The 13,201-nt window shown below is 54.9% G+C and carries 7 protein-coding genes, 2 tRNA genes and 3 rRNA genes; 10 read left to right on the top strand and 2 right to left on the bottom strand.

The window, feature by feature from the left end; all coding sequences use genetic code 11:
- Window positions 1–88: 88 nt before the first annotated feature.
- Both argC and erpA read left to right on the top strand, forming a co-directional pair.
- A complete protein-coding gene (argC, locus tag CI807_RS03240) occupies window positions 89–1,123 on the top strand; it encodes an N-acetyl-gamma-glutamyl-phosphate reductase (protein ID WP_010206935.1) in 1,035 nt (344 codons plus the stop codon).
- A gap of 164 nt (window positions 1,124–1,287) precedes the next feature.
- Window positions 1,288–1,638 carry an iron-sulfur cluster insertion protein ErpA gene (gene erpA, locus CI807_RS03235; protein ID WP_003176443.1) on the top strand — a complete coding sequence of 117 codons (351 nt, stop codon included), beginning with the start codon at window positions 1,288–1,290 and terminating at the stop codon, window positions 1,636–1,638.
- Window positions 1,639–1,705: 67 nt separating this feature from the next.
- Here the strand turns inward: erpA and CI807_RS03230 are convergent, their stop codons facing one another.
- Both CI807_RS03230 and CI807_RS03225 read right to left on the bottom strand, forming a co-directional pair.
- Window positions 1,706–2,797, bottom strand: coding sequence for an anhydro-N-acetylmuramic acid kinase (locus tag CI807_RS03230; RefSeq protein WP_095013705.1), 1,092 nt, complete (start codon window positions 2,795–2,797; stop codon window positions 1,706–1,708).
- A 3-nt stretch (window positions 2,798–2,800) separates the two neighbouring features.
- Complete coding sequence (locus CI807_RS03225; protein ID WP_095013704.1) at window positions 2,801–4,219, bottom strand: peptidoglycan DD-metalloendopeptidase family protein; 1,419 nt, start codon at window positions 4,217–4,219, stop codon at window positions 2,801–2,803.
- 208 nt (window positions 4,220–4,427) lie between these two features.
- Here CI807_RS03225 and tyrS point away from each other — a divergent pair, with 208 nt between their 5' ends.
- The 8 genes from tyrS (at window position 4,428) to CI807_RS03180 (ending at window position 13,201) form a co-directional block, all read left to right on the top strand.
- Window positions 4,428–5,627, top strand: a complete 1,200-nt coding sequence (tyrS, locus tag CI807_RS03220; protein ID WP_016977905.1) for a tyrosine--tRNA ligase — start codon at window positions 4,428–4,430, stop codon at window positions 5,625–5,627.
- 496 nt (window positions 5,628–6,123) lie between these two features.
- A 16S ribosomal RNA gene (locus CI807_RS03210) occupies window positions 6,124–7,660 on the top strand.
- A gap of 83 nt (window positions 7,661–7,743) precedes the next feature.
- Window positions 7,744–7,820 (top strand) — tRNA-Ile (locus tag CI807_RS03205).
- 30 nt (window positions 7,821–7,850) lie between these two features.
- Window positions 7,851–7,926 (top strand) — tRNA-Ala (locus tag CI807_RS03200).
- Between the two features lie 247 nt (window positions 7,927–8,173).
- Window positions 8,174–11,065: ribosomal RNA gene (locus tag CI807_RS03195) — 23S ribosomal RNA — on the top strand.
- 155 nt (window positions 11,066–11,220) lie between these two features.
- Window positions 11,221–11,336, top strand: a 5S ribosomal RNA gene (gene rrf, locus CI807_RS03190).
- The 16S, 23S and 5S rRNA genes sit together here with 2 tRNA genes alongside, the layout of an rRNA operon.
- 166 nt (window positions 11,337–11,502) lie before the next feature.
- Complete coding sequence (birA, locus tag CI807_RS03185) at window positions 11,503–12,462, top strand: bifunctional biotin--[acetyl-CoA-carboxylase] ligase/biotin operon repressor BirA (protein ID WP_095013703.1); 960 nt, start codon at window positions 11,503–11,505, stop codon at window positions 12,460–12,462.
- Window positions 12,452–13,201, top strand: a complete 750-nt coding sequence (locus CI807_RS03180) for a pantothenate kinase (protein ID WP_095013702.1) — start codon at window positions 12,452–12,454, stop codon at window positions 13,199–13,201. The genes birA and CI807_RS03180 overlap by 11 nt, the downstream gene beginning before the upstream one ends.

Below are 13,201 nucleotides of genomic sequence, written 5' to 3'. Positions count from 1 at the left end.
GCGCCCGTACGTCACGTTGACGGTTGTCGCAGGACGATACGGCCCCTATTATCGACGGCTTTCCAGTGGGTTCGTTGAGGGCAGGTTTATGGTCAAGGTCGGTATCGTCGGCGGCACGGGTTACACCGGTGTCGAATTGCTGCGTCTGTTGGCACAGCATCCGCAAGCTGAGGTGGTGGTCATCACTTCCCGATCCGAGGCCGGGCTGGCCGTGGCCGATATGTACCCGAACCTGCGAGGCCACTACGACGGCCTGGCGTTCAGCGTTCCGGACATCAAGACCTTGGGCGCCTGCGACGTGGTGTTCTTCGCCACCCCGCACGGCGTTGCCCACGCATTGGCCGGTGAACTGCTGGCGGCGGGCACCAAAGTGATCGATCTGTCGGCAGACTTCCGTCTGCAGGACGCCGACGAGTGGGCCAAGTGGTACGGCCAGCCACACGGCGCCCCGGAACTGTTGGAAGAGGCGGTGTACGGCCTGCCGGAGGTCAATCGTGAGCAGATCAAGCAAGCGCGCCTGATTGCGGTGCCGGGTTGCTACCCGACTGCTACTCAACTGGGTTTCCTGCCTTTGCTGGAAGCCGGGCTGGCGGATGCTTCGCGTTTGATCGCGGATTGCAAGTCAGGCGTCAGTGGCGCCGGTCGCGGTGCGGCGGTCGGTTCGCTGTACTCCGAGACGTCGGAAAGCATGAAGGCCTATGCGGTGAAAGGTCACCGTCACTTGCCGGAAATCCGCCAGGGCTTGCGTCGTGCGGCGGGTAAAGATGTGGGTCTGACCTTCGTGCCTCATCTGACGCCGATGATTCGCGGCATTCACTCCACACTGTATGCCACTGTGGTTGACCGTTCGGTAGACCTGCAGGCGCTGTTCGAGAAACGTTATGCCAACGAACCGTTCGTCGACGTGATGCCTGCTGGCAGCCACCCGGAGACCCGTAGCGTACGCGGCGCCAACGTGTGCCGTATTGCCGTGCACCGTCCGCAGGATGGCGACTTGGTGGTGGTGTTGTCGGTGATCGATAACCTGGTCAAGGGCGCGTCGGGCCAAGCGGTGCAGAACATGAACATCCTGTTTGGCCTGGATGAGAAGCTCGGCTTGTCCCACGCGGGCATGCTGCCTTAAGGCTTCCTGGCTGTTAAGCAAAAGGCCCGTTGATCGGGCCTTTTGTGTTTTTAAGGGCGGCAGCGCGGATTGATATACCGTAACAATAGTTGACCGCTTTTCTAGGAGAAGCGGATAATGCCGCCATTACGCATATGGCGGCGGAACGCCGGGAGATTATCAGCATGAGCGTTGAATCCTTCACCCCCACGGCTTTGCAATTCACCCACGGTGCTGCGCACAAGGTGAAGAGCCTGGTCGATGAAGAGGGTAATGATCGCTTGAAGCTGCGCGTATTCGTTACGGGCGGCGGTTGTTCAGGGTTTCAGTACGGTTTTACCTTCGATGAAGATGTGGCCGATGATGACACCATCGTTGAACGCGAGGGCGTGAGCCTGGTCGTGGATCCGATGAGCTTCCAATACCTGGCAGGTGCCGAGGTGGATTACCAGGAAGGTCTGGAAGGTTCGCGTTTCGTGATCAAGAACCCTAACGCCACCACGACCTGTGGTTGCGGGTCTTCGTTCTCGATCTGATCTGTAGCGCATACAAAAACGCCGCTTGGTTGTGATAGGCCAAGCGGCGTTTTGCTGTCCGGATATTTTAGGCGGGGTAGATCGCGCCCAGTACTCGAAGTCCGCGTGCGCCGGTGACGCTCGGGCGGTTGGCGGCAATGCCTTCAAGGCAGCAATGCGCCAGCCAGGCGAAGGCCATGGCTTCGACCCAGTCGGGGGCCACGCCGTAGGTGGCGGTGCTGCTGACGTGGGCTGATGGAAGCAGGGTGGCCAGACGGTTCATCAGCGTGGCGTTGTGAGCGCCGCCGCCACATACCAGCAATGTTTCTGTCTGGGATTGTGCCGACTGTAGGGACTCAACGATCGTCAGGGCGGTCAACTCAAGCAGCGTTGACTGTACATTCTGAGGCTCAAATGCAGGCAAGCGGCCAAGGTGTTGGCGCAGCCATTCCAGGTTGAACACTTCGCGCCCAGTGCTCTTGGGGCCCTTGGTCACGAAGAAGGGGTCGCTAAGCAGGGCGTTGAGCAACTGGGGCTCGACCTTGCCGCTGGCGGCCCACTGACCATCGCGATCAAAGTGTTCGCCGCGTTGTTGGTGAATCCACGCATCCAGTAGGACGTTGCCCGGGCCGCAGTCGAAGCCGGCGACAGGCTTGCCGGTCTCGATAAGGCTGAGGTTGCTGAAACCTCCGACATTCAATACGGCGCGGTTACCAGTGCGCTCACCAAACAACGCTTCGTGGAAGGCGGGTACCAACGGGGCGCCCTGGCCACCGGCGGCCACATCACGGCTGCGGAAATCGCTGACCACGGTGATATTCGTCAACTCGGTGAGCAAGGCCGGATTACCGATTTGCACGGTAAAACCCCGGGCAGGCTCATGGCGGATGGTCTGGCCATGGCTGCCAATCGCACGAATGTCCTGCGGCTTGAGCTTTTGCTGATCGAGTAGAGCGTGAATACCTTGTGCGGCCAAGGTCACCCATTTCTGTTGGGCAATGGCGGAGCGGGCGATTTCATCCGGCCCGCTGGCGCATAGGGCAAGCAGCTCAGTGCGCAGGGTATCTGGCATTGGGATGTAGTGCGTGGCGATCAACGTGATCGCCGGGTCTTGCTCGATCAAGGCAATGTCCAGGCCGTCGAGGCTGGTCCCGGACATCACGCCTATATAGAGCGGCATACCTTAACGCTTCGCCGAAGCCAGCAGGGTGGAGCGCTCTTGATCCATGCGCGCCATCAAGGGCTGGCTTTGTTGCATGAAGCGGGCGCGCTCGGCCTTGGCGATCGGGTCGGCCATCGGCAGTTTCTGGCCCAGTGGATCGACGTGGACGCCATTGACCTGGAACTCATAGTGCAAGTGCGGGCCAGTGGAGAGGCCGGTAGTGCCGATATAGCCGATCACCTGGCCTTGCTTCACGGTACCGCCAGTTTGCACACCCTTGGCGAAACCTTGCATGTGACCATACAGCGTACGGTAGGTGTTGCCGTGCTGGATGATCACGGTATTACCGTAACCGCCGCGACGACCGGCCAGCAATACCTTGCCGTCGCCGGCAGCCTTGATTGGCGTGCCACGCGGGGCCGCATAGTCCACACCTTTATGGGCGCGGATTTTGTTCAGAATTGGATGCTTGCGACCCATGGAGAAACGCGAGCTAATACGAGCGAAGTCCACCGGGGTGCGGATGAAGGCCTTGCGCATGCTATTGCCGTCGGCGGTGTAGTAGCTGCTGTTGCCTTGTTTGTTGGTGTAACGCACGGCGGTGTAGGTCTTGCCGCGGTTGGTAAAGCGCGCGGAGAGAATGTTGCCAGTGCCGACGACCTTGCCGTTGGCGACTTTCTGCTCGTAGATCACGTCGAATTCGTCGCCTTGACGGATGTCCTGGGCGAAGTCGATGTCGTAGCCAAACACGCTGGCCATGTCCATGGTCATGCTGTGGGACAGGCCGGCGCGGGCTGCGGATTGTGACAGCGAGCTGTTGATGACGCCGTGTACGTAGGCGGAGCGCATCACGGGTTTGGTGGTGATGCGGTTGAAGGCAAAGCCCTTGGCGCCTTTGGTCAGGGTGATGCTTTCAAGGTCGCTGACATTGCTATGCAGGTTGTGCAGTTGGCCGTCAGGCGTCAGTTCGAACTCAAGTTTCTGGCCGCGTTTGAGCTGGGTGAATTGCTTGGCTTGCTTGTCGCTGGCCAGTACTTCATTAACGGCGGCAGCGGGGAGGCCGACTTTCTCAAACAGGGTCGACAATGTGTCGCCCTTGGCCACGATCACTTCGCGGTGTTGTGGGTTTTTGGCGGCGTCGGCCACCGGCGCAGGCGGCTCTTGGGCGGCTTGCTGGGTATCTTCGGGGCTGCTTTCTATCTGGGCGAAAGGCGATTCGGTCGGTGCATTTGTGGCTTGTTGCGCGTCGGAAGCGTCTTGATCTTGTGTCAGTTGTTCAACGGGACTTTCCAGGTCAAGGCTCAGGGATGTTCGTTTGGCTTCTACGTCACTGGAAGGGAATACCAGGAGTGCCAGGCTGAGAAGGGCGGCGATACCACTTGCGGCGAGCAGGTGGGTCTTCGGGTAAAGCGGCGGCGCTTTAGACGGTTCAGTGGTCATAGGTAATTTGACTTTGAAGATGAAATGGAAAAGATGAATGACATGATGAAGATGAAATAACTGTATAAAATATAACCAAATCATCTGTGGCGCAAGCTAGCGAACGCTGGGCTTGCTGAACGGTGTCCGTTCGCAGGGCAAAACTTGTAATTAGTCCCTGATCTTGTATGGTTGGTTCCCTTTTGAATCTGAGCCTTGCGGGTCTGTTATGAAGTCGGTTGAAGAGCAGCTAGCGCTGATAAAACGTGGTGCGGAAGAACTGTTGGTTGAAGCTGAGTTGATCGAAAAGCTCAAGCGTGGCCAGCCCCTGCGTATTAAGGCTGGCTTTGATCCGACCGCGCCGGATCTGCACCTGGGTCATACCGTGCTTATTAATAAGCTGCGCCAGTTCCAGGAGTTGGGGCATCAGGTCATCTTCCTTATCGGTGACTTCACCGGAATGATCGGTGATCCGAGTGGCAAGAGCGCGACGCGCCCGCCGCTGACGCGTGAGCAGGTGCTCGACAACGCCGAGACCTACAAAACCCAGGTGTTCAAGATTCTCGATCCGGCCAAGACCGAAGTGGCATTCAACTCCACCTGGATGGATCAGATGGGGCCGGCGGACTTCATTCGTCTGACCTCTCAGTACACCGTTGCGCGGATGCTTGAGCGTGATGACTTCGACAAGCGCTACTCCACCAATCAGCCGATCGCCATTCATGAGTTCCTCTATCCGCTGGTTCAGGGCTATGACTCGGTAGCCTTACGTGCGGACGTTGAGCTGGGTGGCACCGATCAGAAATTCAACCTGTTGATGGGGCGTGAACTGCAGCGTGCGTATGGGCAGGAAGCTCAATGCATTCTGACCATGCCTTTGCTCGAAGGGTTGGATGGCGTCAAGAAGATGTCCAAGTCCTTGGGCAACTATGTCGGCATCCAGGAAGCGCCGGGTGTGATGTACGGCAAGCTGGTCTCCATTCCGGATGCGCTGATGTGGCGTTACTTCGAGTTGTTGAGCTTCCGCTCGATGGATGAGATCAATGCGCTGCGTGCTGATGTAGAGGCAGGCGCCAATCCTCGTGACGTGAAGATCAAGCTGGCTGAAGAGATTGTTGCGCGTTTTCATGGTGAAGAGGCTGCTGCCAATGCTCACCGTGCCGCGGGCAATCGCATGAAAGATGGCGAGCTGCCGGATGATCTGCCGGAGATTGAGCTGTCTGCTGCCGAGGCGATGCCGATCGCGGCTGTGCTTAATAAGGCAGGTCTGGTCAAGAACTCTGCGGTTGCGCGTGACCTCCTGGGTTCCGGTGGTGTGCGTATAGATGGTGAGGTTGTGGATCGCACCTTTATATACGAGCTGGGTGCTACCCACGTTTGCCAGGCCGGCAAGAAGGCATTTGCGCGTATTACGCTCAAATCCGAATAAGTCTGAAATTAGGTGTTGACGGCGAATTATAACTGTCTATAATTCGCCCCACTTCCGGCGCAGTCGAAACGGAAAACTCCTTGGTAAACAATGAGTTATGTAAGTTTCGGCAGCAAGTTGCTTCAATTCATCGAAGCCAAAAGGAAGTTGAAAAAGAGGTGTTGACAGCAGCGTGTAACGCTGTAGAATTCGCCTCCCGCTGACGAGAGATCGGAAGCGCAAGTGGTTGAAGTTGCTGAAGAAATCTTCGAAAGCTTCTGAAAATAATCACTTGACAGCAAATGAGGCTGCTGTAGAATGCGCGCCTCGGTTGAGACGAAAGATCTTAACCAACCGCTCTTTAACAACTGAATCAAGCAATTCGTGTGGGTGCTTGTGGAGTCAGACTGATAGTCAACAAGATTATCAGCATCACAAGTTACTCCGCGAGAAATCAAAGATGTAACCAACGATTGCTGAGCCAAGTTTAGGGTTTCTTAAAAACCCAAAGATGTTTGAACTGAAGAGTTTGATCATGGCTCAGATTGAACGCTGGCGGCAGGCCTAACACATGCAAGTCGAGCGGTAGAGAGAAGCTTGCTTCTCTTGAGAGCGGCGGACGGGTGAGTAATGCCTAGGAATCTGCCTGGTAGTGGGGGATAACGTTCGGAAACGAACGCTAATACCGCATACGTCCTACGGGAGAAAGCAGGGGACCTTCGGGCCTTGCGCTATCAGATGAGCCTAGGTCGGATTAGCTAGTTGGTGAGGTAATGGCTCACCAAGGCGACGATCCGTAACTGGTCTGAGAGGATGATCAGTCACACTGGAACTGAGACACGGTCCAGACTCCTACGGGAGGCAGCAGTGGGGAATATTGGACAATGGGCGAAAGCCTGATCCAGCCATGCCGCGTGTGTGAAGAAGGTCTTCGGATTGTAAAGCACTTTAAGTTGGGAGGAAGGGCATTAACCTAATACGTTAGTGTTTTGACGTTACCGACAGAATAAGCACCGGCTAACTCTGTGCCAGCAGCCGCGGTAATACAGAGGGTGCAAGCGTTAATCGGAATTACTGGGCGTAAAGCGCGCGTAGGTGGTTTGTTAAGTTGGATGTGAAATCCCCGGGCTCAACCTGGGAACTGCATTCAAAACTGACTGACTAGAGTATGGTAGAGGGTGGTGGAATTTCCTGTGTAGCGGTGAAATGCGTAGATATAGGAAGGAACACCAGTGGCGAAGGCGACCACCTGGACTAATACTGACACTGAGGTGCGAAAGCGTGGGGAGCAAACAGGATTAGATACCCTGGTAGTCCACGCCGTAAACGATGTCAACTAGCCGTTGGAAGCCTTGAGCTTTTAGTGGCGCAGCTAACGCATTAAGTTGACCGCCTGGGGAGTACGGCCGCAAGGTTAAAACTCAAATGAATTGACGGGGGCCCGCACAAGCGGTGGAGCATGTGGTTTAATTCGAAGCAACGCGAAGAACCTTACCAGGCCTTGACATCCAATGAACTTTCTAGAGATAGATTGGTGCCTTCGGGAACATTGAGACAGGTGCTGCATGGCTGTCGTCAGCTCGTGTCGTGAGATGTTGGGTTAAGTCCCGTAACGAGCGCAACCCTTGTCCTTAGTTACCAGCACGTCATGGTGGGCACTCTAAGGAGACTGCCGGTGACAAACCGGAGGAAGGTGGGGATGACGTCAAGTCATCATGGCCCTTACGGCCTGGGCTACACACGTGCTACAATGGTCGGTACAGAGGGTTGCCAAGCCGCGAGGTGGAGCTAATCCCATAAAACCGATCGTAGTCCGGATCGCAGTCTGCAACTCGACTGCGTGAAGTCGGAATCGCTAGTAATCGCGAATCAGAATGTCGCGGTGAATACGTTCCCGGGCCTTGTACACACCGCCCGTCACACCATGGGAGTGGGTTGCACCAGAAGTAGCTAGTCTAACCTTCGGGAGGACGGTTACCACGGTGTGATTCATGACTGGGGTGAAGTCGTAACAAGGTAGCCGTAGGGGAACCTGCGGCTGGATCACCTCCTTAATCGACGACATCAGCTGCTCCATAAGTTCCCACACGAATTGCTTGATTCATTGAAGAAGACGATAAAGAAGCAGCCCGAAATTGGGTCTGTAGCTCAGTTGGTTAGAGCGCACCCCTGATAAGGGTGAGGTCGGCAGTTCGAATCTGCCCAGACCCACCAATTTTGTGTGGGAAACGCCTGTAGAAATATGGGGCCATAGCTCAGCTGGGAGAGCGCCTGCCTTGCACGCAGGAGGTCAACGGTTCGATCCCGTTTGGCTCCACCACTACTGCTTCTGCGTTATGAAAGCTTAGAAATGAGCATTCCATCAGTGTGATGGTGAATGTTGATTTCTAGTCTTTGATTAGATCGTTCTTTAAAAATTTGGGTATGTGATAGAAAGATAGACTGAACGTTACTTTCACTGGTAACGGATCAGGCTAAGGTAAAATTTGTGAGTTCTCTTAATTGAGAAATTCGAATTTTCGGCGAATGTCGTCTTCACAGTATAACCAGATTGCTTGGGGTTATATGGTCAAGTGAAGAAGCGCATACGGTGGATGCCTTGGCAGTCAGAGGCGATGAAAGACGTGGTAGCCTGCGAAAAGCTTCGGGGAGTCGGCAAACAGACTTTGATCCGGAGATGTCTGAATGGGGGAACCCAGCCATCATAAGATGGTTATCTTGTACTGAATACATAGGTGCAAGAGGCGAACCAGGGGAACTGAAACATCTAAGTACCCTGAGGAAAAGAAATCAACCGAGATTCCCTTAGTAGTGGCGAGCGAACGGGGACTAGCCCTTAAGTGGCTTTGAGATTAGCGGAACGCTCTGGAAAGTGCGGCCATAGTGGGTGATAGCCCTGTACGCGAAAATCTCTTAGTCATGAAATCGAGTAGGACGGAGCACGAGAAACTTTGTCTGAATATGGGGGGACCATCCTCCAAGGCTAAATACTACTGACTGACCGATAGTGAACTAGTACCGTGAGGGAAAGGCGAAAAGAACCCCGGAGAGGGGAGTGAAATAGATCCTGAAACCGTATGCGTACAAGCAGTGGGAGCCCACTTTGTTGGGTGACTGCGTACCTTTTGTATAATGGGTCAGCGACTTATTTTCAGTGGCGAGCTTAACCGAATAGGGGAGGCGTAGCGAAAGCGAGTCTTAATAGGGCGTCTAGTCGCTGGGAATAGACCCGAAACCGGGCGATCTATCCATGGGCAGGTTGAAGGTTGGGTAACACTAACTGGAGGACCGAACCGACTACCGTTGAAAAGTTAGCGGATGACCTGTGGATCGGAGTGAAAGGCTAATCAAGCTCGGAGATAGCTGGTTCTCCTCGAAAGCTATTTAGGTAGCGCCTCATGTATCACTGTAGGGGGTAGAGCACTGTTTCGGCTAGGGGGTCATCCCGACTTACCAAACCGATGCAAACTCCGAATACCTACAAGTGCCGAGCATGGGAGACACACGGCGGGTGCTAACGTCCGTCGTGAAAAGGGAAACAACCCAGACCGTCAGCTAAGGTCCCAAAGTTATGGTTAAGTGGGAAACGATGTGGGAAGGCTTAGACAGCTAGGAGGTTGGCTTAGAAGCAGCCACCCTTTAAAGAAAGCGTAATAGCTCACTAGTCGAGTCGGCCTGCGCGGAAGATGTAACGGGGCTCAAACCATACACCGAAGCTACGGGTATCACGTAAGTGATGCGGTAGAGGAGCGTTCTGTAAGCCTGTGAAGGTGAGTTGAGAAGCTTGCTGGAGGTATCAGAAGTGCGAATGCTGACATGAGTAACGACAATGGGTGTGAAAAACACCCACGCCGAAAGACCAAGGTTTCCTGCGCAACGTTAATCGACGCAGGGTTAGTCGGTCCCTAAGGCGAGGCTGAAAAGCGTAGTCGATGGAAAACAGGTTAATATTCCTGTACTTCTGGTTATTGCGATGGAGGGACGGAGAAGGCTAGGCCAGCTTGGCGTTGGTTGTCCAAGTTTAAGGTGGTAGGCTGGAATCTTAGGTAAATCCGGGATTCTAAGGCCGAGAGCTGATGACGAGTTAACTTTTAGTTAACGAAGTGGTTGATGCCATGCTTCCAAGAAAAGCTTCTAAGCTTCAGGTAACCAGGAACCGTACCCCAAACCGACACAGGTGGTTGGGTAGAGAATACCAAGGCGCTTGAGAGAACTCGGGTGAAGGAACTAGGCAAAATGGCACCGTAACTTCGGGAGAAGGTGCGCCGGTGAGGGTGAAGGACTTGCTCCGTAAGCTCATGCCGGTCGAAGATACCAGGCCGCTGCGACTGTTTATTAAAAACACAGCACTCTGCAAACACGAAAGTGGACGTATAGGGTGTGACGCCTGCCCGGTGCCGGAAGGTTAATTGATGGGGTTAGCTAACGCGAAGCTCTTGATCGAAGCCCCGGTAAACGGCGGCCGTAACTATAACGGTCCTAAGGTAGCGAAATTCCTTGTCGGGTAAGTTCCGACCTGCACGAATGGCGTAACGATGGCGGCGCTGTCTCCACCCGAGACTCAGTGAAATTGAAATCGCTGTGAAGATGCAGTGTATCCGCGGCTAGACGGAAAGACCCCGTGAACCTTTACTATAGCTTTGCACTGGACTTTGAATTTGCTTGTGTAGGATAGGTGGGAGGCTTTGAAGCGTGGACGCCAGTCTGCGTGGAGCCATCCTTGAAATACCACCCTGGCAACTTTGAGGTTCTAACTCAGGTCCGTTATCCGGATCGAGGACAGTGTATGGTGGGTAGTTTGACTGGGGCGGTCTCCTCCTAAAGAGTAACGGAGGAGTACGAAGGTGCGCTCAGACCGGTCGGAAATCGGTCGTAGAGTATAAAGGCAAAAGCGCGCTTGACTGCGAGACAGACACGTCGAGCAGGTACGAAAGTAGGTCTTAGTGATCCGGTGGTTCTGTATGGAAGGGCCATCGCTCAACGGATAAAAGGTACTCCGGGGATAACAGGCTGATACCGCCCAAGAGTTCATATCGACGGCGGTGTTTGGCACCTCGATGTCGGCTCATCACATCCTGGGGCTGAAGCCGGTCCCAAGGGTATGGCTGTTCGCCATTTAAAGTGGTACGCGAGCTGGGTTTAGAACGTCGTGAGACAGTTCGGTCCCTATCTGCCGTGGACGTTTGAGATTTGAGAGGGGCTGCTCCTAGTACGAGAGGACCGGAGTGGACGAACCTCTGGTGTTCCGGTTGTCACGCCAGTGGCATTGCCGGGTAGCTATGTTCGGAATAGATAACCGCTGAAAGCATCTAAGCGGGAAACTAGCCTCAAGATGAGATCTCACTGGAACCTTGAGTTCCCTGAAGGGCCGTCGAAGACTACGACGTTGATAGGTTGGGTGTGTAAGCGCTGTGAGGCGTTGAGCTAACCAATACTAATTGCCCGTGAGGCTTGACCATATAACACCCAAGCAATTTGACTACTCGAAAGAGCATCAGATTGCGGTGTGTGAAGACGAAATGAACCGAAAGTTCGACGCTCACAAAACACCGAAAGCTGTCACATACCCAATTTGCTGAAGCGAGGCATAAGCCGCGACTCAGTACCCGAATTTCTTGACGACCATAGAGCATTGGAACCACCTGATCCCATCCCGAACTCAGCAGTGAAACGATGCATCGCCGATGGTAGTGTGGGGTTTCCCCATGTGAGAGTAGGTCATCGTCAAGATTAAATTCCGAAACCCCATTTGCGAAAGCAGATGGGGTTTTGTTTTGGGTGGTCGAAAAGCACGAGGGGGTTCATTTCGACGACCTTTAGAGCTAAGGGGCTGCGTTTCTATGCAATGACCCTGCGCATGGCTATTATGCGTGCCTCATTGTGAGGCGATACCTGCATGCTGACGTTGTTAAAACTTCTGAAAGATGGCCGATTCCACTCGGGGGAAGCGCTGGGCGCCGCCCTGGGTGTCAGCCGCAGTGCTGTCTGGAAGCAACTCCAGCACCTGGAAGCAGAACTCAATCTGCCCATACATAAGGTTCGGGGCAAGGGGTATCAGTTGGCGTCGCCGTTGGTGTTCTTGACTGCTGAAGATATTGCGTTGAATGCGCCCTCCTTGGCGTGGCCCGTTCATATCTCTGACTCCATTGACTCCACGAACGCTGAAGCCTTGCGTCTTGTTGATGCCGGATGCGCGGCGCCGTTCCTGGTGCTTGCGGAACAGCAAACGGCCGGCCGGGGTAGGAGGGGGCGGAAGTGGGTAAGTCCATTTGCACAAAATGTGTATTACAGCCTCGTATTGCGCATCGAGTCGGGCCTGCGGCAGTTGGAGGGGCTGAGCCTGGTTGTGGGCTTGGCGGTCATGCAGGCCTTGCGCGAGTCGGGTGTGCAGGGCGCAACTCTGAAGTGGCCAAACGACGTTCTGGTAGGGCAGAAGAAAATTGCCGGGATTTTGCTGGAGTTGGTAGGAGACCCTGCTGATATCTGCCACGTTGTCCTCGGAATAGGCATCAATGTGAATATGCAAAGGGCTGACGAGGTGGACCAGCAATGGACTTCGGTGCAGCTGCAGACAGGCTCTCCGGTGAATCGCAATGCGCTGGTGGCGCAATTGGGGTTGCAACTGAAAAGCTACCTTGAACGGCACCGCAAGGGTGGTTTTGTCGCACTCAAAGATGAGTGGGAGCAGAATCACGCCTGGCAGGGGCGGCGGGTGTCCCTTATCGCGGGTGTCAGCCAAGTCGATGGCGTTGTGCTGGGCGTAGACCGCCAGGGTGCACTGCGCTTGAGCGTTGATGGTGTTGAGAAAATATACAGTGGTGGTGAGTTAAGCCTGAGGTTGCGTGATGATTCTTGAGCTCGACTGTGGGAATAGCTTTATCAAATGGCGTGTGCTTGATGCCGATAGCGCGAATGCTTCTTCGGAGGGAGTTGTTGGTTCGGATCTGGCTTTGATCGAAAGCCTCGTGGCGCTTCCCGGATTGTTGCTGACGCGTTGCCGGCTGGTGAGCGTTCGTGCCCTGGAAGAAACAAGCAAGCTGGTTGCGGCCCTGCATGAGGCTTTCGGCGTTGCTGTCTCCTGTGCTGCTCCCGCGCGCGAGATGGCCGGAGTGCGTAACGGCTACGAAGATTTTGAGCGCCTGGGTCTTGATCGTTGGCTCGCAATGCTGGGTGGATTCAAGCTGGCGCACGGCGCATGCCTGGTGCTTGATTTTGGTACGGCAGCCACGGCGGATTTTATTGCGGCGGATGGCGAGCACCTTGGTGGTTTCATTTGTCCAGGTATGCCGCTCATGCGCAATCAGCTGCGAACTCATACACGAAAGATACGTTACGACGATGCAGCGGCTGAAAGGGCGCTAGAGCGCCTCTCTCCTGGTCGTACGACCGTAGAAGCAGTAGAGCGAGGTTGTACGCTTATGCTCAGAGGGTTTGTACTGACTCAATTGGAGTTGGCGCGAAGCTACTGGGGCGATGATTTCACGGTGTTTCTCACCGGGGGGGACGCCGATTTGGTGGCAGGTGCAGTGCCGCAAGCCCGGCTCGTTCCGGATCTGGTTTTTGTCGGTTTGGCGATGGCTTGTCCTTTGTCCTGA

Origin of the sequence: Pseudomonas sp. NS1(2017), assembly GCF_002269425.1 — a bacterium.
GTDB lineage: Bacteria > Pseudomonadota > Gammaproteobacteria > Pseudomonadales > Pseudomonadaceae > Aquipseudomonas > Aquipseudomonas reactans.
This window is presented reverse-complemented; position numbering and strand designations above follow the sequence as displayed.